The organism is Paracoccus saliphilus (assembly GCF_028553805.1).
Taxonomy (GTDB): Bacteria; Pseudomonadota; Alphaproteobacteria; order Rhodobacterales; family Rhodobacteraceae; genus Paracoccus; species Paracoccus saliphilus.
The window spans coordinates 2,133,731-2,156,035 of sequence record NZ_CP067140.1; the positions used below are offsets into that span (position 1 = coordinate 2,133,731).

Genomic DNA, 22,305 nt, shown 5'->3' on the forward strand with positions numbered 1-22,305 from the left:
TTTTCGTCACGTCGGGTTCCCATAACGCGCGGGCGCGGCACCCGCAATCAGGCGATGATATCGGGGGTGACCTCATCCTCGAGCCGGGCGATCTGGTCTTTCAGCGCAAGCTTCTGCTTTTTCAGCCTTTGCAGGGTCAGCGTCGAGGTCAGTTTCTGTTCGGAAAGTGTCGTGATTTCCTGATCCAACTCGCGATGGGTGACGCGCAGCACCGCTAATTCGGCGCGAATGATCTCGTCATGCGACATCTCGTGGCTGGTTGGTTCATGGTGCATATTCATCTGGCGATGTCCGATCGAACAGTGACGCTGGTCGCGTGAGTATAGCCGGTTGTTTCGGCTCTGTTAATATCGTCATGTTCGGGAATGCCGGGTATTTTACCGCATTCCCGGTCAACAAGAGCCTCAATACGGGTCTTGCACCCGGCAATTCGCGTTCACATATTGTTTGCAGGCGGGTTGCCGAAACGGGGCCCGCAAACCACAGTCGCTTGCAGCAAAGGGCTGAAGATGAGCAAGATTTCGTTAGGGGCACATCCCTATCTGTTGGGGTTCGATCAGCTTGAGCGCATGGCCGAACGGGCCGCGAAAGGCTCTGAGGGTTATCCGCCCTACAATATCGAGCATAACGCCTCCGACGGGTTTCGCATCACGCTGGCCGTTGCAGGCTTTGCCGAAGAGGATCTGAGCGTCACGACCGAAGATCGCCAGCTCGTGATCCGCGGGCGCATGGCAGAGACGGGCGAAGATCGGGTCTTCCTGCATCGCGGGATCGCCGCGCGGGCCTTTCAGCGTAGTTTCGTTCTGGCCGACGGGGTCGAGGTCGTCTCGGCCCAGATGGAGAACGGGCTTTTGCATATCGATCTGCGACGGGTTCAACCCGAACAGGTCGTCCAGACCATTCCGATCAGCCGTAAGTAAGGGGATCATCATGGATACCAAATTCGATTTCGGCGACAATCCGGTCGAAAATATCGTTTATATCCGGCAAGTCGCGACCAGCACCTTGCCGCAGGAAGTGCAGGACCAGCTTCCCGATGTCGACAGCCTCTATGCTGTCCACGACGCCGAGGGCGAGCGTCTGGCACTGGTGCGCGATCGCCAGATGGCCTTTTCTCTGGCCCGTCAGAACGAGCTGACGCCGGTCAGCGTTCACTGATCTGATTTCGATTGACGGGCCGCGGGGAGGATCGCTCCTCTCCGCGGCCGGTTCATCTCCGGATCGGTGGCGCAGCATGCCACCGCCCCTGAAAGGTATTTAGACAAAGAAGAAAGAGCACTCGCGAACCCGGTGGAACTATTTCCGGCGGGGGACGAGTTCGAGCCCTGCTTCCTCAAGCGTCTGCCTTAATGCCGGCTGATCCTCGGCGAGGATATGGGTCGCGCCGTAATTCCGGGCCACCAACGCTTGCAGGATCGATATTCGTGGCCCACGCTCTCGTACAGCCAGGTTGATCGGCACGAGATAGGCATCGGGGCGCCCGGCGATCGCGGCCTCGCAGTGCTGCAATATCCCGGCGCACCCCGTCGCCGGAACTGGCTCTATGACCGGCATCAGCATCAGTACCGTCCCGTCCTCGGGTTCCGGCAGCATTTCAGCATCATTCATCGCCACCACTCGGTCCCTGTCATTCGCCCGGAACAGGGCGCGCATCTGGTTAGGCCTCGTCTTTTCCCCGGCGGGCGCGCGCAGCCCCTTGACCTTACCGCCCAGGCAAACGGCACCTGTGGTTCCCGCCTCGGGTTGCCAGTGATCGGTGACAGACATGATCGCAAGCAAGCCTCCCTGCCCGCCCAATAATCCGATATCATCGCCCGGTTCGATCCGCGCCGCGAATTCTTCGCCCACCTCCAGCGTGATCGGCAGAGGCCAGGATGCCCCCGAGGTCAGCCGCATATTCGCCACGACATTGTCGCAATCGGCCTGCGCCATGAAACCCTTGAGCGGGAAGAAGCCACCATTCATCAGCAGATCCAGGTCGCCGATTTGCCGGGAGGCCAGCCTCCAACCGGGCAGTTTCGCGCCCTCATCGGAAAGTTTCTCGGCAGCCTCGGGCGAGACGAACAATTCGGGAATCGGGATCTGATTCAGCTTGGTCATGGGCAAACCTCGTGACAGGTGCCCCGCCCGTAACCCCCTGCCTCTTCGGGATCAACCGCGACAATCGGCGGAGCCTTCCCCTGCAGACCATCGCGGCATGGGCAAATCATCCAGCTGTCGCGCGTTCATCTGTCTGATTTCAGGATGGTCCAGCGGTTCGCGGACCGGCGGATACGGGGCCAGTGCACCCTTGTTTCGGCGCAACAACAGGCGAAGATGATGTAACATGATCTGAATATAGCGACAGAAATGGCCATCACCTATTGAGATTAACGACAATCTAGTTAAGCTTTTCTAAATGAACCCACTGAATCGCATCCCGCTGACCGGCCTGCGCGCCATAGAGGCGGTTGCCCGTCTTGGAAGCCTCTCGGCCGCCGCCGAGGAACTTGGCGTGACCCCCGGCGCATTAAGTCAGCGGATCAGCCGGACAGAGGCCCAGCTTGGCCGTCCGGTCTTTGAACGCACCGGCAGCGGACTCCGGCTGAACGCTCTTGGCCGGGACATGGCCACCCGCCTGTCGCGCGGCATGGCCGAGCTATCCGCCGCTGCCATGCTGGCGGACCCGGCACAGGACGATCTGCTGAATGTGTCGGTCGCGCCGCTTTTCGCCAGCCGCTGGCTGATCTGGCGCCTGCCGGGCTTTACCGCCGCCCATCCCGCCATCCGCGTCCGGCTGGAACCCGTCAGCCGCATGGTTACCCCCGGCATCGGCGGGGTGGATGTCGGGCTGCGTGTCGGGCGTGGCGACTGGCCCGGATTGAAGACCGAGAAGCTGCTGGATCAACGAGTCATGCCGGTCTGCACTCCGGCACTGGCGGAACGCATTCGCCAACCGGCCGATCTGCTGAACTTGCCGATCCTGCGCGAGAACGATCAACTCGCCGGTTGGCGGGAATGGCTGGCACCGCATGGCCTCGACCCCGAGTCGATCCCGGATGGCCCGGTTTTCGCCGATGGCGGGCTATGCCTCGACGCCGCGATTTCCGGCCAAGGCGTGTTCATGGCCTGGGAAACATTGGCCTCGGACGCGTTGTCGCGAGGGCAGATCATTACCCCCTTGCCCGGACGCTCGGGCACCGGGGACAGCTATTGGTTCGTGACCGCTTCGGAAGCTCGCCGAAAGCCCGCCATCGCCCGCTTCCGCGACTGGCTACGCACGGAGCTGGCCAAGACGGCGCGCGACTGGCCAGCCTGATTGCACTCCTTGTTGCCGGTGGAGGCGAATTACTCCGCCGGGGTCTTTTCCGGCTCGGCCTTGGCGAAGCCGTCCTCGGCCTCTTCCTGCGCAGACAGCCAATGCTCGGCATCCAGCGCCGCCATGCAGCCCATTCCAGCGCTGGTGACCGCCTGGCGATAGAAATGGTCGGTCAGATCACCCGCCGCGAAAACACCGGGAACCGAGGTTCGCGTGCTGCCCGGTTCGACCTTCACATAGGCGCCGTGATGCAGTTCAAGCTGGTCCTTGACCAATTCGCTGGCCGGGGCATGGCCGATCGCCACGAAAACACCGTCGGCGGGCAGTTCTCGCGTCCCGCCATCCTTGGTCGAGCGCAGCACCGCGCCGGTCACGCCCAGGGGATCGTCGGCACCTTTCACCTCGATCAACTCGTGATCCCAGATGATCTCGACCTTGGGGTTCTTGAACAGGCGGTTTTGCAGGATTTTCTCGGCCCGCAGGCTGTCGCGGCGATGCACCAGCGTCACATTGGAAGCGAATTTGGTCAGGAACAGCGCCTCTTCGACCGCGGTATTGCCACCGCCAATCACCAGCACCTCGCGGTTGCGATAGAAGAACCCGTCGCAGGTAGCGCAGGCGCTGACGCCGAAGCCCTTGAACTTTTCTTCCGAAGGTAGGCCAAGCCAGCGCGCCTGCGCGCCTGTCGCCAGAATCACCGCATCCGCCGTGACCCGCCGCCCACTGTCGCATTCCGCGACGAATGGCCGTTGCCCCAGATCCAGCCGCGTCACCATGTCGGTAACGACATCTGCGCCCATGGCGCGGGCATGCTCTTCCATCTTCACCATAAGCTCGGGGCCCTGGATCTCGGTCTCGCCCGGCCAGTTCTCGACTTCGGTGGTAATGGTCAGCTGCCCGCCCGGCTGCAATCCCTGGATCAGCATCGGCTCAAGCATCGCCCGCGCACCGTAAACGGCGGCGGTATAACCCGCCGGACCCGAGCCGACGATCAGGAGTTTGGTATGGGTGCTGTCGGTCATCTTGCGCCTCGATCTTGATATCCGTGCCTAGGTAATGGCCCCAGGCCCCCGGCGCAATGGCTGCGCGATATGCAGAAACAATGTTGCGCAATGGCGGGGCGCATTGTAGTTTCCGGCAATCAAAAATGAACAGGGAAGAAGGCCAGCATGACCGGCACGAAACTGGACGAGATCGACCGTAAAATCCTGGCCGAGCTGCAGGCGGATGGCCGGATGACGAATGTCGAACTTGCGCGTCGCGTCGGCATTTCCGCCCCTCCCTGCCTGCGCCGCGTCCGCTCGCTCGAAGAAATGGGCTTCATCCGCGGCTATCACGCCGATATCGACGCCCGGGAACTGGGCTTCGAGGTTCAGGTCTTTGCGATGGTGCGTCTCGCCTCGCAATCCGAACGCGACCTGTCGGCCTTCGAGGCGGTCGTGCAAGACTGGCCCCTCGTCCGCGAATGCCACATGCTGAATGGCGAGATCGACTTCATCCTGAAATGCGTCTCTCCGGATCTGTCCAGCTTCCAACGCTTCCTGACCGACCAGTTGACCGCCGCGCCCAACGTGGCCAGCGTCAAGACGTCGCTGGTGATCCGCGGCGCCAAGGACGAACCTTCTGTGCCTTTCGAGATCGTCGAGGAACGGGTGCGCCAGGCTGGTTGAAATCACCGGATCAGGCGATACTCAGGACATTTGAAGAAATCGAATTCTTAACTGCAATATACTGATATAAATCATTTATATGAACAGCCTGACTACTTGTCACGCCCCTTCCAGGTTCCGGATGGGACCACGCAAACTCGACCTCTCCATTCCTTGTGCCGAGTTACAGCCCCACCAGCGCACGGGCGAATTCCTCCGGCTCGAAAGCGTCCAGATCGTCGATCTGCTCTCCCACCCCGATCGCGTGGATCGGCAGACCGAAACGGTCCGCCAGCGCCACCAGTACGCCGCCGCGCGCGGTTCCGTCCAGTTTGGTCATCACCAGCCCTGACACATCGGCCAGCTTCTGGAAGGTTTCCACTTGGTTGAGCGCATTCTGCCCGGTGGTCGCATCCAGGACCAGCAAGGTATTATGCGGCGCCTCCGGGTCCTTCTTGCGGATCACCCGGACAATCTTGGCCAGTTCCTCCATCAGGTCCTGGCGGTTCTGCAAACGCCCCGCCGTGTCGATCATCAGCAGATCGGCGCCATCCGCCTCGGCCCGGGTCATCGCGTCATAGGCAAGACTGGCCGGATCTGATCCCTGCGCCGCCACCATCACCGGCACCCCGGCACGCTGCCCCCATATCTGCAATTGCTCGACCGCCGCCGCCCGGAATGTGTCCCCGGCGGCGATCACGACCGATTTTCCCGCCGCGCGGAACTGGCTGGCCAGCTTGCCGATGGTGGTCGTCTTGCCCGCGCCGTTCACTCCGACGACCAGCACCACCTGCGGCTTCTTGGGGTAAAGCGGCAAGGGCCGCGCAACCGGGGTCATGATCCGGGTGATCTCCGCCGCCAGTAATTCCTTCAACTCGGTGGCCGACACGCGCCGCCCCATTCGCCCCTCGGCAATATTGGCGCTGACCCGCAATGCGGTATCGACGCCAAGATCGGCCTGGACCAGCATATCCTCCAGGTCTTCCAGCATCTCGTCGTCAAGCGCCCGCCGCGGCTCATCCGCCCGCGCCTGCCCGCGCCCGAACAGGCGGCCCACCAGCCCCCCGGCGGGTTGTTGCGTGGATGGTGCCGGCTCAAACGCCTCAGGCTCCGACTCCGACACGGCTTCCGCTTCAGACTTCGGCCGAGCCACCGACTCGGCTTTCGCCGCCGGCTCCTCGTGGACACCCTCGCCGACGATATCGTCCAGCCCCTCACCGATCTTCGAGGAAGAGCGGGTCAGCCGCTCGCGCAATTTCGAGAAAAACGACATATCCGCATCCTTTCCATCCGCTTGAACCTAGTCGCTCGCGAAAGCGAGGGAAAGGTCGAGCAACAAGGGAATCGCCGCCCCCTTCTTCTTCATCCAAATATCCTCGGGGGGAGTCCCCGGAACGGGGACCGGGGGGCAGACAGCCCCCCGCCTTGCCTATCCGCGCATCTGCCGGAACCGGCTCGCCAAATTCTCGGTCGAGGGATCATGGCCGGGCGCCCCCTCGCCCTTCAGCAAGGGCTCGACCTTCAGCGCAAGCTCCTTGCCCAGTTCCACACCCCATTGGTCGAAGCTGTTGATGCCAAGAATGACCCCTTCGACGAAAACCCGATGCTCGTAGAGCGCAACGATCTGTCCTAGGGCAAATGGCGTCAGCTGCCCGATCAACAGGGTCGTCGAAGGCCGGTTGCCGGGGAAAACGCGATGCCGCGCCTGCCGGTCCAGTTCGGCGCCTTCCAGCCCCTTGGCGGCCATCAACGCCCGTGCCTCCTTCAATGTACGGCCACGCATCAGCGCCTCGGATTGCGCAAGGCAGTTCGCCGCCAGTAGGACATGGTGATGGGCCAGTTCCTCCTCATGGCCGCGTGCGGCGAGGATGAATTCGCACGGCACCGGCATCGTGCCCTGATGGATCAGTTGATAGAACGCATGTTGACCATTGGTGCCCGGCTCTCCCCAGACCACCGGCCCCGAGGGCAAGGTCAGGTCGCTGCCATCCATCGCCACGCGCTTGCCGTTGGATTCCATCTCGAGCTGCTGCAGGTAAGCGGGCAGGCGCAGCAGCCGGTTGTCATAGGGCAGCACGGCGCGGGTCGGATAGCCGCAGATCTGGTGATGCCAGATGCCGGTCAGCGCCAGCAACACCGGCAGGTTCCGTTCCAGCGGAGCAGCGCGGAAATGCGCGTCCATCGCGGCGCCACCCGCCAGGAATTCGTCGAAACGCCCGGGCCCCACGGCAAGCATGACCGACAGTCCGATCGGCCCCCAGACCGAGTAACGTCCGCCAACCCAATCCTCGAAACCGAAGACCCGGCTGGCATCGATCCCGAAATTCGCCGTCTTGTCGAGCGCCGAGGACAGCGCCGCGAATTGAGCAGCGGGCTCGGCCACAGTCGCCGCCATCCAGTCGCGGGCGGTCCGGGCATTGGTCATCGTCTCGATGGTGGTAAAGGTCTTTGAGGCCACGATCACAAGCGTTGTCGCCGGATCGAGCCCTTTCAGCGTATCGGCGATATCGGCGCCATCGACATTGCTGACGAAATGCGTGCGTGGCCCGTCATGATAAGGTGCCAGTGCCAGCGCCGCCATATAGGGCCCAAGATCCGAGCCACCGATGCCGATATTCACGACATCCGTGATGTTGCCGCCCTGCCCCCGATACGCGCCCGAGCGGATATCGCGTGCAAAAGCCTTCATGCGCTCATGCGTTTCGCGCACGGCGGGCATCACGTCCTGCCCGTCCACGCGGACAGCGCCATCCAGGTTGCGCAACGCCGTATGCAGCACCGCCCTGCCCTCGGTCTCGTTGATCTTCTCGCCCGAGAACATCGCCTCGCGCCGCGCCTCGACCTGTGCTTCGCGCGCCAACTCGATCAGCAGATCGCGTGCGCCCGTATCGATCATGGTCTTGGACCAGTCGAAGACGAGCCCTTCGGCCCCATCATCCACCTCGGTGCAGAACGCCGTCGCGCGGGCAGGATCGGCATCGAAAAGATCAGAGATACGCCCCTCGCCCTGTGCATCGCGATGGGTTTTCAGCCGGGTCCAGATATCGCTCATATGTATTCCTCTTATTCCGCCCAATGCACGGTCGCGGCGTCCAGAAAGGCGCGGATCGGCGCCTCGATGGGGTCAAGTTTCTGCGCCCGTTCCAATGCCTCGCGCTTTTCCGGCCCCATGATCAGCAGATGGACATGAATCGCCTGCGAAAGGATCGGACGGGTCAGGGTGATGCGCGGCTCCTCGGCCCCGTCGGCGCGGATCGCCATCAGCGGCGGCGCGTCATTCGCCAGCGCCTCGGCCAGCCGGTCGGCACCGGGAAAGAGGCTGGCCGTATGCATGTCATTGCCCATGCCAAGAAGCGCCACGGTCACCGGCAGATGCGGTGCCAGGGCCTCGGCCAGTTTATCCGTCGCATCCTCGGGCTGCGGATCGCCGGTATAGAGATCGATATAATTGGCCGCCACCGCCCGCTCTTTCAGCAGGTGACGGCGCAGCAACCGGCTGTTCGAGCGCTTGTGATCGCCATCGACCCACCGCTCATCGCCCAGAAAAACGGTCACCTGATCCCAATCCAGATCGGCCGCGCTCAGAGTATCGAAAACCTGCACCGGAGAGGTGCCGCCCGGAACGCAAAGGCTCGCCGTGTCGGCAGAGCGCAGATGCTGCCCAAGCTGCGAGGCGATCCGGTCGGCCAGCGTCAGGGCCAGCATCTCGCGATCGGGATATTCCTTGAAATCAATGCTCATGCGCGAATCTCCCTCCATCGACGGTTGTCGCGATGCATCAGGCGCAGCGCCTCTTCCGGCCCCGAGGAGCCGGCATCATAGGGTTCGGGGCGCTGCTTGCTGTCTTCCCATACGCTGATGATCGGATCGGTCCATGCCCATGCCGCCTCGACCTCGTCGCCACGCATGAACAGGGTCTGGTTGCCCCGGATAACATCCATGATGAGCCGTTCATAGGCGTCCGGCATATCGGCCCCCTCCGGTCCCAGGGCATCCGCGAAGGACATGTCCAGCGGCACCTGAACCAGACGCATTCCGCCCGGCCCCGGTTCCTTGATCATAACCTTGAGATTCATACCTTCGTTCGGTTGCAGCCGGATGACAAGCTCGTTGGCCCTGGGCGCGCCGGTGTCGTCAAAGATCGAATGCGGCGGCTCCTTGAAGGTAATCGCAATCTCGGAGGTGCGGGCGCGCAGTTTCTTGCCGGTGCGCAGGTAGAAAGGCGTTCCCTGCCAGCGCCAGTTCGAAATCCGCACCTTCATCGCGACATAGCTCTCGGTCCGGGAATCGGGGTTCTCGGAATCCTCGATATAGCCGGGCTCCGTGCCGTCGGGCTGATACTGACCGCGCACGATATCGGCACCCTCGACCGGCTCCAAGGCGCGGATCACCTTTAGCTTTTCGTCGCGCACCGCGTTCGGATCGAAATGGTATGGCGGCTCCATCGCGATGAGGCACAAAAGCTGCATCATGTGGTTCTGCACCATGTCCCGGATCGCGCCGGACTTGTCGTAATAGCTGCCCCGTCCCGCGACGCCGACGGTCTCGGCCACGGTGATCTGGACATGATCGATGAACTGCGCGTTCCAGAGCGGCTCGAACAGGATATTGGCAAATCGCACAGCCATCAGGTTCTGGACGGTCTCCTTGCCCAGGTAATGATCGATGCGATAGATTTGCTGCTCATGGAAATGCTGGGCCAGCATGGTGTTCAGCGCACGGGCGGACTCCAGGTCGCGGCCAAAGGGCTTTTCCACGACGATGCGGCTGTGCTTGTCGGTAATGCCATGGCTGTGCAGGCGTTCCGCGATATCCCCGAACAGCGAGGGCGCGACCGAGAAATAGAAGGCATGGACCGCCCCCTTGCGCATCCGCGCCTTGAGTTCCTTCCAGCCGCCCTCGCCCTTGGCATCGATCGCGGTATAACTCAGAAGCTCCAGGAACTTGGCCAGATCCGGATCGTTCTTCTCGACGCCCGCGTATTCGGTGATCGCCTTGGCGGTCTCGGCCCGGAAAGCGTCATCGTCCTGCTCGGTCCTTGCCGCGCCGATGATGCGAGAGGTTTCGGGGATCTGCCCCGCAACGAAGCGGCGGAACAGCCCCGGCAGGATCTTGCGATGCGCCAGGTCACCGGTTGCTCCGAAAATCACAAGGTCGAAATCATCGACCGGAATGACGCGCGAGACCATCTTGTCCTCCTTATCACCGGCATCCGCCATATCTCTTGTTAGCGATAACAGCAACTCGTTTCAACCTTTCAGCGCCTTGGCAAGCCGTGGCAGGCGGCTGCGTTTGAGCATTTCGGTCACGGTCATTTCACCTCCCATCCGGGCTGCCTTGTCACGGGCGGTTTGCACGGCATTGGCAATCGAGGCGGCATCGCGGCGATGCAGATCCAGCAGGAATGCATCGGGATGGATCGCCCGCAATCCCAACCCCGCCATGACGGGACGCGGAAAATCGCGCAGATTCGCGGTCACGATCTGCTTGGCGCCACCGGCCAGGGCCGCCTCGATCACATGACGGTCAGCGGGATCGGGCAGATGCAGATCGATGGCGCGGGTGCCATCGTCGGGCATGGCGGCATCGGGAAAACGTTCGGCCAGAAGCGCGATCTCGGCACCGGCCATCGCCTCCTGATCCGGGCCAAGGCGAGTTGCGGCATGACGCCATTCGGCCAGTATCCGCGCCGACCAGAGAGGTTGATAGAGGCCCATTGCGGCCAGATCGGTCAGGATCTCTCGCAGGATAGTAGGGAATAGCACATTGGCGTCCAGAACCGCCTTCATCCGTCCAGCCGGAAGAACAGCGCCTTGAGATAGCCGGTCTCGGCCAGTTGCGGCAGCGTCGGATGATCGGGCCCGGCCTGCCCGCTATGGATCAACAACCCGCGACGCCCGCCGCGACCGATGCCGCGGGCGCTGACATTGCGGAACTGGGTCAGGTCGGCGGCATGGCTGCAACTGCACAGCACCAGATAACCTCCCGGCGCGACCAGAGGCGCGGCCAGCTTGGCTACACGTTCATAAGCGCGCAATCCCGGTTCCAATGCCTGCTTCGAGGGTGCGAAAGCAGGAGGATCGCAGATCACCAGATCGAAACGGCGGCCCTCTTCGGCCAGCGCTTCCATCGCCTTGAAGGCATCCGATTGCAGGATATCGAGCCGGTCCGTCGCGCCCATCGCCCGCGCCCCCGCCTGAGCCAGTTCCAAGGCAGGTGCACTGCCATCGACACAAGTCGTGCGCGAGGCCCCCGCCGCCAGCGCCGCAAGCCCGAAGCCACCGACATGGCTGAAGACGTCCAGTACCTCTGCCCCCTGCGCCAATTTCTGCGCGAAGGCATGGTTCGGGCGTTGGTCAAAGAAGAGCCCGGTTTTCTGCCCGCCCATCAGATCGGCCAGATAGACCGCGCCGTTCATCGTAACCTGCACGGGCGCTTCGGGAGCTGTGCCGCGCAGGATCTCTGTCCGTTCGTCCAGCCCCTCCAATCCGCGCGCGCGCCCCTGCCCGTTCAGGATCACCGTATTCACGCCAGTAACATCCGCCAGCGCATCGGCGATCTCGCCCGCCATGCGATCGGCCCAGGCCGCGTTGGGCTGGATCACGGCGGCATCGCCGAAGCGATCGACGACCAGTCCCGGAAGCCCGTCCGCCTCGGCATGAACCAGCCGGTAGAAAGGCGCATCATACAGCCGCTCGCGCATCGCCAAAGCGCGTGTCAGCCGCGCCCGCAGCCAGTCGCCATCGATCAGCGCCGCCGGATCGGCATCCATCACCCGCGCGATGATCTTGGAGGCCGGATTCACCGTCACCAGCGCCATGGGCCGACGCTCGGCATCCTCGAGCACCGCGAATCCGCCCGCAGGCAAGCCGCGCGTGCGGCGATCCAGCACTGCCTCGTCCGCGAAAACCCACGGAAAACCGTGACGGATGGCCTGTGGCTTCGATTTCGGGCGCAGGCGGATGACGGGCAGATCGCTCATGGCAAAAATCCTTTCGCCGCTGATCTGGCACGATGCCCGGACAGGCACAAGACGGGGCTTTACCCCATCAATGTCTTTCGCAGCATGTTGAAGGCGACCAGCAGCAGGAAAACCGCGAAATACCGCTTGAGCCGCTGCGCATCCGTGCGATGCGCGAGATTGGCCCCGAGCGGCGCGGTAATCAGCGTCATGGCGATGGTGAGCAGGAATACCGGCAGGTTGACCGAACCGACCGTCATTGGCGGCGCGTTGGACACCGGCAGGAACAGGAAAGCCACGACAGAGGGTACGGCGATCAGCAGTCCGAAGCCTGCCGCCGTCGCCACGGCACGATGAATGGAGCGGCCGTGCAGGGTCATCAGGGGCACACCGATACTGCCTCCGCCAATCCCCAACAGCACCGAGACAAACCCGATCAGCGGCGAGATCACGATGCGGCGCCAACCGCCCGGCATCTCTTCGGCCAGCCGCCAATGCACGCGCGAGATCGCCATATAACTGGCGATGATGATGACCAGCCCGGCAAATATCAATTGCAATACCTGCGTCCGCAGGGCTCCGACCGTCAGCACACCGATCAGCGCACCGATCCCGATCCCCGCGGCCCAGCTTCGCAGCACCTGCCAATCCACCGCCCCCTTGCGATGATGCGCCATGACCGAGCGCATCGAGGTGACGATGATCGTCGCCAGTGAGGTCGCCAGGGAAAGCTGCATCACGTCGGGCCCGCCGAATCCCGCCTGCGTGAACAGCAGCAGGAAGGCCGGTACCAACACGATTCCGCCGCCGATTCCCAATAGGCCGGCCAACATGCCGGCAAAGGCTCCGGTGGTGACAAGGATCAATGCGGGGAAGAGATAATTCGCCATGCGCGCGCCATAGCCTGACCGTCAGACATGTGCCAGAGGGAAGAGACGCGTTATGTGGCCACATCCGGGAAGCGCCTCGCTGTCTCGGGACTTGTCGATGCGGAGATGCCTGCTGAAACGCACATCAACCGGGTCTTGATGGCTGTGAAGCCCCGGCAGATTGCGGAATCTCCACATTTCGGTTCTTCCTAGAGCGCATCGCGTTGAATCGGAAAACCTGTTTATTTGCGTCCCGCGACGGCCGGGGGCGCTGCCCCCGGACCCCCGGGATATTTGGATGAAGAAGAAGGTGCCAGGTGCGAATCCGGTCAGGCCCGACATGCTCTCGAAACGAGTTCAGGCTTTTCCGAGGTCTGCAAATATAGGGTTGAGTGTTTCTGCCCGCTCAGGAGTATGCAAGAAGCGCTATTCGGCGGGGCGATAATGAAGTGTGCCGACGATACCGCCACCGCCATCCTCGGGATGATTTTGGCCGTCCAGAACCTCTAGCGATGGGAAATCGAAAGGACTCACACCTTCGATGCAAGCCGCATTGACGCCGTATTGATTGGGATTCGAGCGGCGGCGGTGATGGGTGTAGATGCCGCAGTGACGACAGAAATAATGCTCTGCCACATGGGTCCCGAACTGGTAGAGGCTGAGCGCGTCCCCGCCAGACAGGACGGTCAGCCCATCAAGCGGTACACTAACGGCCACCGCGCCACGCATCCGGCAAAGGCTACAATCGCAGCGCCGGGCACTGTGCAAGCCTTCTTCAAGGCACAGGCGCAACTGGACGGTGCCGCAATGGCAAGCGGCCCGCGCCTCTGTCATGTCGAAATCAACCGGCATGTTTCCGTTCCCTCTGATAGAGTTCCGCTGCCCCGGCGGCGCCGCGGCGATCCTCGGCGGTTTCCAGTCCATGGGCCCATGGGCGGAATCGCAGGCGGAAAGCGGCAAGGCGAAGTTCCGGATCGCCGCCGGGATAGCCGATGATGTCAAGGCTTTCGGCCAATGGGCGGTCGGGGCCGTCATCCGGCCAGAGGGCAAGCCCCTCGTGGGCAAGACGTTGCCAGTCGAACCGGGGACCGGGGTCGATCTTGCGGCCGGGTGCCATGTCGGAATGGCCGATCACCGAATCCGGGCCGATCCGCCAGCGCGCCATGATCCCGCGAAGCAGATCGGTCAGGGCATCCATCTGCCGGGCGGTGAAAGGGCGGTCTCCGGGATTGGCGATCTCGATCCCGATACTGCGGGAATTCACATCCTCGCGCCCCTGCCACGCCCCCGCCCCGGCATGCCATGCGCGGCGATCCTCGGACACCAGCGCCTCGGCACCGCCATCCTCGCCGATCAGCCAATGCGCGCTGACCTCGGCCTGGGCATCGCATAGGCGGGCACGGGCAGAAGGCGCATCGCTCATGCCGGTATAGTGCAACACGATCAATTCGGGACGATAGCCGCGCCTGTCGCCGTGATTGGGGCTTGGATAAGCGCCGTCAGTCAAAGCTGCGATTTACGGAAGGGCGCAGGATCCCACCCGCAGACAAAGCCGTCGCCATCCGGGTCCATGCCGCGCGGATCGCGCTGCGGCCCGCCGGCGGCGAGGAAAGCTGTCTGGGCGGCATCCGTCGATTCGTAGCTGGCGCATGCCTGGGCAGCTTGCGCAGATGATCCGGCGTTACGGGAATAGGCTGCGGTGCCCGGCTGATGATCCGCCTCAAACGCATAGCGCACCAGGGCCGGGGTAGAGCCCGGATAGGGTCCGGATTCAGTCTTGGGCAGCATGTCGTCCGGCACGATCCGGACCGGCGCATTCCCATCGGTCCGGGAGCCCGAGCGAACCCCCATCGTTGCCGGCGCCGGCACCGGCGAGCGTCCGGCGATCGCCTCGGCCGTCGGCGCCTTGGCGGGGCGGGCGACCGGGATAGTCTGCGGGGACTCCTTGTCCGAGACCAGCGCGGCCTCGCGCTCGGCACGGTATTCGCCATAGGGGCCCGCGCCGAACTGATAATTCGGGTTCCAGCCCCGATGCTCACCACAGCTGGCTAGCGCCAGCACCGAAATCACCAACCAGCCGCGCATTGTGCCTCCGTCAGATATCTATGTCGTCCGCAACCTACCACCAGCGTTCCGGCTTGGCCACAAATCCCGCCGCCCGTTCCAGAACAAGTGCCTGATTGAGCAATTCGCCCTCTTCGAAGGCCCGTCCGATCAGTTGCAATCCAAGCGGGAGACCCTGCTTGTCCAGCCCCACGGGAACCGAGATCCCCGGCAAACCGGCAAGGTTCAAGGTCACGGTAAAGACGTCGTTGAGATACATCTGCACCGGATCGGCCTGATCCATCGCCCCCAGTGGGAAGGCCGCCGAAGGGGTGGCGGGCGCAAGTATCGAGTCGATTCCCTGGGCATAAGCCTCGTCGAAATCGCGTTTGATCAACGCGCGCACCTTTCGGGCGCGGTTGTAATAGGCGTCGTAGAAACCCGCCGACAGGACATAGGTACCGATCATGATGCGGCGCTGCACCTCGGGACCGAATCCCTCGGCGCGGGTCTTCTCGTACATCTCGGTGATGCCGTCGCCCTGCCCCAGTTTCGCGCGCCGCCCATAGCGCACGCCATCATAACGGGCGAGGTTCGAGGACGCCTCGGCCGGCGCAATCACGTAATAGGCAGGCAAAGCGTATTTCGTATGCGGCAAGCTGATATCCACGATCTCGGCCCCGGCATCGCGCAACATGTCTGCGCCCTTCTGCCATAGCTGGTCGATCTCGGCGGGCATGCCCTCGACGCGATATTCCCGCGGGATGCCGATCTTCTTGCCGCGGATATCGCCGGTCAGCGCCGCCTCGAAATCCGGCACCGGGATATCGGCGCTGGTCGAGTCCTTTTCATCGACCGAAGCCATCGCGCCCAGCATGATTGCCGCGTCGCGAACAGTCTTGGTCATCGGCCCGGCCTGATCGAGGCTGGAGGCATAGGCGATCACGCCCCAACGGCTGACCCGGCCATAGGTCGGGCGCATGCCGACCGTCCCGGTGAACGCCGCAGGCTGACGGATCGAACCGCCGGTATCGGTGCCGGTCGCCGCGATGCACAGATCGGCCGCAACCGCAGCCGCCGAACCGCCCGAGGAACCGCCCGGCGTCAATTCACGCCCATCCGCCGTTTTCCAGGGATTCACCGCCTTGCCATAGCAGCTGTTCTCATTGGCCGAGCCCATGGCGAATTCGTCCATGTTCAGCTTGCCCAACATGACAGCGCCTGCATCCCACAGGTTCTGCGTCACCGTCGAATCATATTCGGGCTTGAAGCCATCGAGAATCCTGCTGGCCGCCTGCGACGGCACGCCCTTGACGCAGAACACGTCCTTGATGCCAAGCGGGATCCCGGTCAACGGGGTTGCATCACCCGATTTGATCCGCGCATCGGCAGCACCCGCCATCTCGCGCGCCTTGTCTGGCGTGCCATGGACAAAGGCGTTCAGTGCCCCTGCTTCCTCGATCGCGGCAAGACAGGCATCGGTCAGTTCGACCGAGGTCACATCGCCCTTGCGCAGCGCATCTCCGGCTGCGGAGATCGTCAGTTTGTTCAGATCGCTCATTCCACCACCTTCGGCACGGCAAAGAAGCCCTCGCGCGCATCGGGCGCATTCGAGAGGATTTTCTCAGGCATCCCGCCCGTGGTCACGACATCCTCGCGCCGCTTGAGTCGCATCGGGGTGACGCCGGTCATCGGCTCGACGCCCTCGACATCGACCTCTTTCAACTGCTCCATGAATTGCAGAATGCCGCTCAGCTCTCGTGCAAGCGCCGGCAGCGCCTCGTCCTCGACCGCGATCCGCGCCAGATGCGCGACCTTGCGGGCCTCGTTTTCGGTGATCGACATGGCTTTCCCTTTCGTTGTCCGGCGGTTTACAAGTCTGTGCGCGAGGCTGCAAGAAGCCGAAGCAATGCACTGCACGGAGAACCGCATGCAAGCCGCCCTTGCGATCCTGCCCGTCATCGCCCTTGTCGCATTGGGGCATCTCGCACGACGCTTTCGGATCATCGCGGCAGAGAACTGGCCGGGAGTCGAACAACTCGGTTTCAGGTTACTGTTTCCGGCGATCCTGATCACGTCGATCTATCGTTCGGAATTGTCCCTGGGTTCGCTTGGCACCTATGTTTTCGCCCTCGCGGCAGCCTTCGCCGCAACCGCATTCGCCGCAATCCTGACCCGCGGCTCGCTAAGACTGACGAACCCACGCTTTACCTCGATGTTCCAGGGCTCCATGCGCTTCAATTCACTGCTGGTGCTGGCAGTCGCTGCGAATGGGCTCGGCCCGGCCGCGTTGAGCGACCTCGCCGTCGCCATGGCTTTCCTGATCCCGGCCTTCAACATCTCGTCGATCGTCATGCTGACCTTGTTCCCGCCCGAGGACGACCACAACCGACAGGCATCCAGCCGCCGCCAGACATGGCAGCGAATCACGCGCGAGGTCGCGCGCAATCCGCTTGTCCTCGGCTGCCTGACCGGGCTGGCCCTGAACATCTCGGGCGCGGCCCTGCCCGATTGGGTGCTGGCGCCTCTCGACTGGCTGGGCCAGGGCGCGCTGGCCGTCGGCTTGCTGTCGGTCGGCGCGGGAATCGAGATCAAGCGCCTGTGGCAAAGTGACCCGGCGATGTGGATCGGCGTGGCGATGCGGCTGGTGATGTGCCCGATGCTGTTCCTGGCAATCGCACTGGTGCTCGGCCTTCCCGCCGACCAGATCGCCTCGGGTGTGTTGCTGACTGCGGCTCCGGCGGCCTCGGTCGGCTTCATCCTCGCGCGGCAAATGGGTGGTGACGCGGATTTCTATGCCGATATGTTCACATGGCAGACTGTCCTGTCGGCCCTGACGCTTTCCCTGTGGCTGATCATGGTCAGCCATTTGTCCGTGTGAACCCGGCCCCCTGAAAAATTTGCCAATCGGCTGAATTTTTCCACTTGCACCCGAAAGGATGCTCGCCTAAACACCGCTCCACGCCGCCGGGACAGCCTTGGCAGCCAAAAAAGTGGCCCGTTCGTCTATCGGTTAGGACGCCAGGTTTTCAACCTGGAAAGAGGGGTTCGATTCCCCTACGGGCTGCCACTCCATCGCTTATTTCCCTTTCTTTTCAGATGCTTGCAGATCATGATTGCCCTGCAATTTCTGGTATGAGGGCAATTTACTCATACCGCCATCGGCCAATCGGGCGCGTCCGGCTGCCTTGGTATAGGTCGCAGCCTCATGCGGCGTCTTGTGGGCGAGGAAGGCCATGATCTCGTATTCCGATGCCCCATGCTCGGCCAGCCGAGTCGCGCCAGCCTTCCGCAGCCCGTGAATGGAGCAATGGGGCAGCCCCGCCGCAATGCACTGATCCTTGAACCAATTGGCAAAGCTCTCGGGCTTGTATGGACGCCCTGCCCCGTGGTTCAGGAACAGCATCACGTCGCGGGGCAGTTGCTCCAGCTCGGCCCATAATCGACAACGTCACACGCGAGCTGCTACCCGCCAAAAAATCAGCAATGAACTCAGCGGCCACGTAGTCCTTGATCTTCTTGGGTTGCTTGGGGAATGGGAGATCGCTCGCGGCCTTCATCTGGGGTTTCGAACCGCAAAATGACGATGCACGACCACAAAGTCGGTCGACGTCGCCCGCCTCGGTAGCCCTGTCGAAGGAACTGCGGAAGCGCGGCTGGAAATTCGTCGGCCCGACTACGGTCTATGCTTTCATGCAAGCCATGGGATTGATAAACGATCACGTCGAAGGCTGTGTCCTGCATGAAGACGTGAAAAGGGCGCGGGAAAGCTTTCTGCGCCCAACATGATGAGGCGTCGGATGGCATGCCGACCTGCGGGTGGATCGAGCCAGTTTGGCGGCAGCGGACATTCAGATAGTGTCAAATCGAGAGGATTCACTCCGCGGCCGTATGACTGCAACGGGCCCAGACATACCCTTTTTCGCCAATCAATTTGTATCGCCAGTAGAACCGTAGTCTTCGCCTTCGTGGCGCGACCGATCGACGAAGCCTACATAAAGAGTGATGGCTAACATTGATCCCGCAATCACAATCAACGCGGCTTCCAAGGTTATCGCTGTCAACACAGCGCTCGTGAATATAATTCCGACCGAATAGGAGGTGCGAAGCAGAGCAAACACCTCTGGTCGCTTCTCTGGTGGAGCAAGCCTGTCCAAGATAAGCGCATAGTAGGTTCCCAATGGGGCCAGCACCAGACCTATGATGACGGCGCCGATTATGGTGACAGTCAGGGAAACGCCCAACGCCACCAAGCCCATCCCGAATGTCATAATGGACAACTGGGCGAATACGGCTTTTCGGCTAGATAAACGGTTCCTGATGCTGATCCAGATGCCGCCGGCAACGGAAGCCAAACACAGTGGAACTGTAAAAAGAATGGCGAGCGCGGGTTCGTAACCGAACTTCAAGGCAAGGGCGACGGCTCCGATTTCAATAGCGGCGACGGTCGCGCCGGCAGTCCCTGCGCAGGTGAGCCACAGCAAAATGGCAGGGGTCAAAACTGATCCGCTGACCTGCAAGGTAACATCTGCCGGTTTTGCGTCCACCTTAGGGATCAGAAGGGTTGGTGTCCCCCCGACTATCGCAAGTACGACTATCGCAAAGACCGGAGAGATGGTACCGAGCCCCGAAGCAACTACTGGTCCAAGAACGAAAGTTACTTCATTCAGAGTGGCTGCAATCCCCTGCGCACGGGGCAATTTGGATTCTGTCGTCAGGTGGTTGAGCAAAGAGCGAAGGTATCCGTAGGCCGCTCCGTTGACCAGCCCGGCAATAGCTGCGGAAATGATGAGCAAGACAAATGAAACCTCGAAATACGCGCAGAGGGCCAGCGCGAAGAGGGCCAGCGTTCGGAAGATCACCAGAAATTTCAGAAAGGTTGCCTCTGAACGCTTTTTTCCAAGACGGGTGATCGGAACCGCGCCAACGACTTGGGCCAGGGTCATCGCAAGGATCAGAGCGGCACCGCCTCTGGCATCGCCAATCACACTCAATGCCAGAAGCGAAAACGCCACAGGACTTGCTGCTTGTGGGACAGCCAGTGCTGCGGACGATATAAACCAGCGAAGGAGAGCCCCGCGGCCAAGGCGTTCCGGAGAGGCCGAATACGCCGCAGCGTTGGTTGCGACATTGTTGTCCGGCATCGTTCTCCCCGTTCATGTCATTCTGGTGTCGTCTGTCCTCACTCAAGTTGACGAGAACAAAATCGAAACAAGCTTCCGGAAGCCACTATCGTCAGATCGGGCGATGAAGCGCGCGTCTCCGGATCGACCGCTTCGCCCGCTTGGATTGCCAGGGTCTGGATCTGGACGCCTATCCGTCCAGATCGCCATAGCGCCGCACCACTGCGGCCATGTCGGAATGCGCTTCGGCCAAGCCCTGCGCCACGCCCGTGCGGTCAGCCTCTGATCGGTTCTGGCTGACCTTCCACTTGCCCTCGATCTGGCGGATGTCGATCTCGATTCCAACAATCCCGCGCAGTTGAGCCTCTATATAAGGGCGGGGCGCATCCGAAACCTCCCACGGCTCGGCGCGGGCCGCCTCATGCCGATCGGTCAGCGCGGCGATCTGGGTATCGAGCCAGGCCTGATCGTCCCGTACGTGCGCGGTCCCCCGCGCCTGCACCATGACGTAATTCCATGTCGGCACGACCTTGCCCGTCTCGCGCTTGGTCTCATAGAAGGCTGGCGTGACATAAGTCAGCGGCCCCTGAAACACGACCAGCACATCCTGGCCATGCAGCCCCCGCCATTGCGGGTTCGCCCGCGCGAGATGCACCTGCAACCGCCCGAATTCGCCCTCACTCCGTTGCAGCAGAAACGGCAGGCCATTGGCCAGCAACCCGTCGGCGCCGGTCGAGATCAACAGGCCGAAGGGGTGCGTCTCGATCAGGTCGTGCTGAACCTCAAGGCGGTCTTCGCGGTGGTGGGCAGGTTGATACATCGCGTCTATTCCCTGGGTGGTTCATGAACGGTCATGGAGAACCGGACCAGTTCATTGGTAAGGTTGGCATAGGCATGGGGGCGGTCGGTCAGCGCGATGGCCGACATTCCGGCAGCGATCAGATGGTTGGCGCCATCGACTTCCAGCACAAGGCTGCCCTCGGTCACGTGCAAAAGCTCACGGGTGCCACGGCCATGCACCGCCGCCTCGAAACGCTCGCCGGGCATCAGAACCCAGTCCCAGATCTCCAGCATGTCCGGGCCAGTCGTCCCGGCCAGAAGCACTGCTGCACCCCCCTCGGGGCCTGCCCACAACCGCCGCGCCTGCGCCCGGTTCACCAGCGTCACAGCCTGCGCCCCGATGCCCGGCGGAGCGACAAGATCAGCCACTGAGACCTCCAGCGCGGCGGCAAGCCGACATAAGGTAGAGATGCTCGGATTTGCACGCTGCTGCTCGATCTGCACCAGCGTGCCCTTGCTGACCCCCGCCAGCTGGGACAGCCCATCGAAGGACAGCTTCTTTTCCCTCCGCAAAGACCCAATACGTTCCGCCACCAAGGCAGCGATGGCCGCCTCTTCCGCGGTTGCGATATCATTCAGAGGTGTGGCTGTGGATTCGGTCATTATGATCGCATAGCCTTCCGACATTTCCCTGTCAATGCATGTCTAATCTACCTTTTCGGTCATTTTATTGACATATGCAGGGCGCCCTGTCAGAGAGTGGTGGACCCGGAAACCGCGAGGCTCCGATGCCCCTTCACCCCATCATCGACCCTGAAATCTTCACCCTGCGCCCTGACTTCATTGCCCTCAGCCTGTCCGTTGAGAATGGGCGCAACATCGCCAGCATGTCGGACAGTGAAGCCCAGCTTGCGCAGGCCATCGCGGCCCTCGAAGGCAATCCCTGGGCCGAAGCACATCTTGACGCTTGGCGCGAAGCCTATCGCGCGTTTGGAGCCAAACCGAAGCGCACGCCCTCGTCGGCCGAGGCACTGCGCAAGCGAGCGCTCAAGGACGGGCAGATGCGCCCGCTGAACGCCGTGGTCGATCTTTACAATGCGATCAGCCTTCGATTCGCCATCCCGGTCGGCGGTGAAGACGCGACGTCCTATGACGGTACGCCACACCTGTGCAGGGCGACCGGGTCAGAACCGTTCCACACCACAGTGGACGGCCAGCCCGTCGTTGAAGCACCCGATCCGGGCGAGGTCATCTGGCGCGACAACACTGGTGTCACCTGTCGCCGCTGGAACTGGCGGCAAGGCCCGCGCACGCAGATCACCGAAGGCTCGCGAGACATGTGGTTCGTACTGGAACGCCTGGACCCGATGCCGATTGAAGCTTTGCTGCAGGCGGGCGAGGACCTGATCGTTGGTTTGCAACGGTTGTCGTCTGTTCTGAATGTGTCGGTCATGCAGTACGATGCAATCAGGCCCCAAGGTACTCCCGTGGCCTTGACTTGATGGGGGTTCGCGCAAATTTCTGCCTTGGCCGGTTTTGAAATGGCCAAGGCTGTTCGTGTCGGTCTGCGTTCCGTCTTACC

At 62.3% G+C, this 22,305-nt stretch carries 26 protein-coding genes and 1 tRNA gene; 8 read left to right on the forward strand and 19 right to left on the reverse strand.

Annotated features, from left to right (window positions below):
• Positions 1-47: 47 nt before the first annotated feature.
• Complete coding sequence (locus tag JHX88_RS10230) at positions 48-281, reverse strand: YdcH family protein (protein WP_084202940.1); 234 nt, start codon at positions 279-281, stop codon at positions 48-50.
• 228 nt (positions 282-509) lie between these two features.
• Between JHX88_RS10230 and JHX88_RS10235 the strand changes: the two genes are divergently transcribed.
• Together JHX88_RS10235 and JHX88_RS10240 are read left to right on the forward strand one after the other, a co-directional pair.
• Positions 510-920: an Hsp20 family protein gene (locus JHX88_RS10235; RefSeq protein WP_076524134.1), complete on the forward strand. Its 411-nt coding sequence runs from the start codon at positions 510-512 to the stop codon at positions 918-920.
• A gap of 10 nt (positions 921-930) precedes the next feature.
• Positions 931-1,158 carry a DUF1150 family protein gene (locus JHX88_RS10240; RefSeq protein ID WP_076524133.1) on the forward strand — a complete coding sequence of 76 codons (228 nt, stop codon included), beginning with the start codon at positions 931-933 and terminating at the stop codon, positions 1,156-1,158.
• Between the two features lie 138 nt (positions 1,159-1,296).
• On the opposite strand, the gene JHX88_RS10245 is transcribed toward JHX88_RS10240, so the two are convergent.
• Complete coding sequence (locus JHX88_RS10245; RefSeq protein WP_076524131.1) at positions 1,297-2,100, reverse strand: bifunctional sulfate adenylyltransferase/adenylylsulfate kinase; 804 nt, start codon at positions 2,098-2,100, stop codon at positions 1,297-1,299.
• Between the two features lie 298 nt (positions 2,101-2,398).
• Between JHX88_RS10245 and JHX88_RS10250 the strand changes: the two genes are divergently transcribed.
• Positions 2,399-3,298: a LysR substrate-binding domain-containing protein gene (locus JHX88_RS10250; protein ID WP_076524129.1), complete on the forward strand. Its 900-nt coding sequence runs from the start codon at positions 2,399-2,401 to the stop codon at positions 3,296-3,298.
• Positions 3,299-3,327: 29 nt separating this feature from the next.
• On the opposite strand, the gene trxB is transcribed toward JHX88_RS10250, so the two are convergent.
• Entirely contained in the window at positions 3,328-4,320 is a 993-nt protein-coding gene (gene trxB, locus JHX88_RS10255) for a thioredoxin-disulfide reductase (protein WP_076524127.1), read from the reverse strand.
• A 147-nt stretch (positions 4,321-4,467) separates the two neighbouring features.
• On the opposite strand from trxB, the gene JHX88_RS10260 reads away from it, so the two are divergent.
• The gene (locus JHX88_RS10260) at positions 4,468-4,968 is read left to right on the forward strand and encodes an Lrp/AsnC family transcriptional regulator (RefSeq protein ID WP_076524124.1); all 501 of its coding nucleotides are present in this window, start codon (positions 4,468-4,470) and stop codon (positions 4,966-4,968) included.
• A gap of 163 nt (positions 4,969-5,131) precedes the next feature.
• On the opposite strand, the gene ftsY is transcribed toward JHX88_RS10260, so the two are convergent.
• The 12 genes from ftsY to gatC all read right to left on the reverse strand — a co-directional run bounded on the left by ftsY (position 5,132) and on the right by gatC (position 16,665).
• Positions 5,132-6,220 (reverse strand): signal recognition particle-docking protein FtsY, encoded by a 1,089-nt coding sequence (gene ftsY, locus JHX88_RS10265; protein ID WP_076524122.1) that lies wholly within the window; start codon positions 6,218-6,220, stop codon positions 5,132-5,134.
• 156 nt (positions 6,221-6,376) lie between these two features.
• Positions 6,377-7,999 carry a glucose-6-phosphate isomerase gene (gene pgi, locus JHX88_RS10270; protein ID WP_076524120.1) on the reverse strand — a complete coding sequence of 541 codons (1,623 nt, stop codon included), beginning with the start codon at positions 7,997-7,999 and terminating at the stop codon, positions 6,377-6,379.
• Positions 8,000-8,010: 11 nt separating this feature from the next.
• Positions 8,011-8,682, reverse strand: a complete 672-nt coding sequence (gene pgl, locus JHX88_RS10275) for a 6-phosphogluconolactonase (protein WP_176011415.1) — start codon at positions 8,680-8,682, stop codon at positions 8,011-8,013.
• A gap of 2 nt (positions 8,683-8,684) precedes the next feature.
• Positions 8,685-10,136, reverse strand: coding sequence for a glucose-6-phosphate dehydrogenase (zwf, locus tag JHX88_RS10280; protein ID WP_076524514.1), 1,452 nt, complete (start codon positions 10,134-10,136; stop codon positions 8,685-8,687).
• A 60-nt stretch (positions 10,137-10,196) separates the two neighbouring features.
• Entirely contained in the window at positions 10,197-10,736 is a 540-nt protein-coding gene (locus JHX88_RS10285; protein WP_076524116.1) for an RSP_2648 family PIN domain-containing protein, read from the reverse strand.
• Positions 10,733-11,929 carry an RSP_2647 family RNA methyltransferase gene (locus tag JHX88_RS10290; RefSeq protein ID WP_076524114.1) on the reverse strand — a complete coding sequence of 399 codons (1,197 nt, stop codon included), beginning with the start codon at positions 11,927-11,929 and terminating at the stop codon, positions 10,733-10,735. Before JHX88_RS10290 ends, JHX88_RS10285 begins: the two co-directional genes overlap by 4 nt.
• Positions 11,930-11,988: 59 nt before the next feature.
• Complete coding sequence (locus tag JHX88_RS10295) at positions 11,989-12,798, reverse strand: sulfite exporter TauE/SafE family protein (protein ID WP_076524112.1); 810 nt, start codon at positions 12,796-12,798, stop codon at positions 11,989-11,991.
• Between the two features lie 405 nt (positions 12,799-13,203).
• A complete protein-coding gene (locus JHX88_RS10300) occupies positions 13,204-13,629 on the reverse strand; it encodes a GFA family protein (RefSeq protein WP_141225777.1) in 426 nt (141 codons plus the stop codon).
• Positions 13,619-14,284, reverse strand: a complete 666-nt coding sequence (locus tag JHX88_RS10305; protein ID WP_076524110.1) for an N-acetylmuramoyl-L-alanine amidase — start codon at positions 14,282-14,284, stop codon at positions 13,619-13,621. Before JHX88_RS10305 ends, JHX88_RS10300 begins: the two co-directional genes overlap by 11 nt.
• Positions 14,281-14,862: a hypothetical protein gene (locus JHX88_RS10310; protein WP_076524108.1), complete on the reverse strand. Its 582-nt coding sequence runs from the start codon at positions 14,860-14,862 to the stop codon at positions 14,281-14,283. The genes JHX88_RS10305 and JHX88_RS10310 overlap by 4 nt, the downstream gene beginning before the upstream one ends.
• Before the next feature lie 34 nt (positions 14,863-14,896).
• Positions 14,897-16,381, reverse strand: a complete 1,485-nt coding sequence (gene gatA, locus JHX88_RS10315; RefSeq protein ID WP_076524106.1) for an Asp-tRNA(Asn)/Glu-tRNA(Gln) amidotransferase subunit GatA — start codon at positions 16,379-16,381, stop codon at positions 14,897-14,899.
• Entirely contained in the window at positions 16,378-16,665 is a 288-nt protein-coding gene (gene gatC, locus JHX88_RS10320) for an Asp-tRNA(Asn)/Glu-tRNA(Gln) amidotransferase subunit GatC (RefSeq protein ID WP_076524104.1), read from the reverse strand. The genes gatA and gatC overlap by 4 nt, the downstream gene beginning before the upstream one ends.
• A gap of 85 nt (positions 16,666-16,750) precedes the next feature.
• On the opposite strand from gatC, the gene JHX88_RS10325 reads away from it, so the two are divergent.
• A complete protein-coding gene (locus tag JHX88_RS10325; protein WP_076524102.1) occupies positions 16,751-17,701 on the forward strand; it encodes an AEC family transporter in 951 nt (316 codons plus the stop codon).
• Positions 17,702-17,815: 114 nt separating this feature from the next.
• A tRNA-Glu gene (locus JHX88_RS10330) sits at positions 17,816-17,890 on the forward strand.
• Positions 17,891-17,899: 9 nt separating this feature from the next.
• Here the strand turns inward: JHX88_RS10330 and JHX88_RS10335 are convergent.
• Positions 17,900-18,226 carry a tyrosine-type recombinase/integrase gene (locus tag JHX88_RS10335; RefSeq protein WP_084202936.1) on the reverse strand — a complete coding sequence of 109 codons (327 nt, stop codon included), beginning with the start codon at positions 18,224-18,226 and terminating at the stop codon, positions 17,900-17,902.
• 122 nt (positions 18,227-18,348) lie between these two features.
• Here JHX88_RS10335 and JHX88_RS10340 point away from each other — a divergent pair, with 122 nt between their 5' ends.
• A complete protein-coding gene (locus tag JHX88_RS10340; RefSeq protein WP_419182367.1) occupies positions 18,349-18,609 on the forward strand; it encodes a DNA-3-methyladenine glycosylase I in 261 nt (86 codons plus the stop codon).
• A 140-nt stretch (positions 18,610-18,749) separates the two neighbouring features.
• Here JHX88_RS10340 and JHX88_RS10345 read toward each other — a convergent pair whose 3' ends face one another.
• From JHX88_RS10345 to JHX88_RS10355, 3 genes are all read right to left on the reverse strand, one after another.
• Positions 18,750-19,964 (reverse strand): MFS transporter, encoded by a 1,215-nt coding sequence (locus JHX88_RS10345; protein WP_141225775.1) that lies wholly within the window; start codon positions 19,962-19,964, stop codon positions 18,750-18,752.
• A gap of 169 nt (positions 19,965-20,133) precedes the next feature.
• Positions 20,134-20,763: an FMN-binding negative transcriptional regulator gene (locus JHX88_RS10350; RefSeq protein ID WP_076524098.1), complete on the reverse strand. Its 630-nt coding sequence runs from the start codon at positions 20,761-20,763 to the stop codon at positions 20,134-20,136.
• Positions 20,764-20,768: 5 nt separating this feature from the next.
• Positions 20,769-21,386 carry a helix-turn-helix domain-containing protein gene (locus tag JHX88_RS10355; RefSeq protein ID WP_076524509.1) on the reverse strand — a complete coding sequence of 206 codons (618 nt, stop codon included), beginning with the start codon at positions 21,384-21,386 and terminating at the stop codon, positions 20,769-20,771.
• A 125-nt stretch (positions 21,387-21,511) separates the two neighbouring features.
• Between JHX88_RS10355 and JHX88_RS10360 the strand changes: the two genes are divergently transcribed.
• The gene (locus tag JHX88_RS10360; protein ID WP_076524096.1) at positions 21,512-22,225 is read left to right on the forward strand and encodes a B3/B4 domain-containing protein; all 714 of its coding nucleotides are present in this window, start codon (positions 21,512-21,514) and stop codon (positions 22,223-22,225) included.
• Positions 22,226-22,305: the final 80 nt, after the last annotated feature.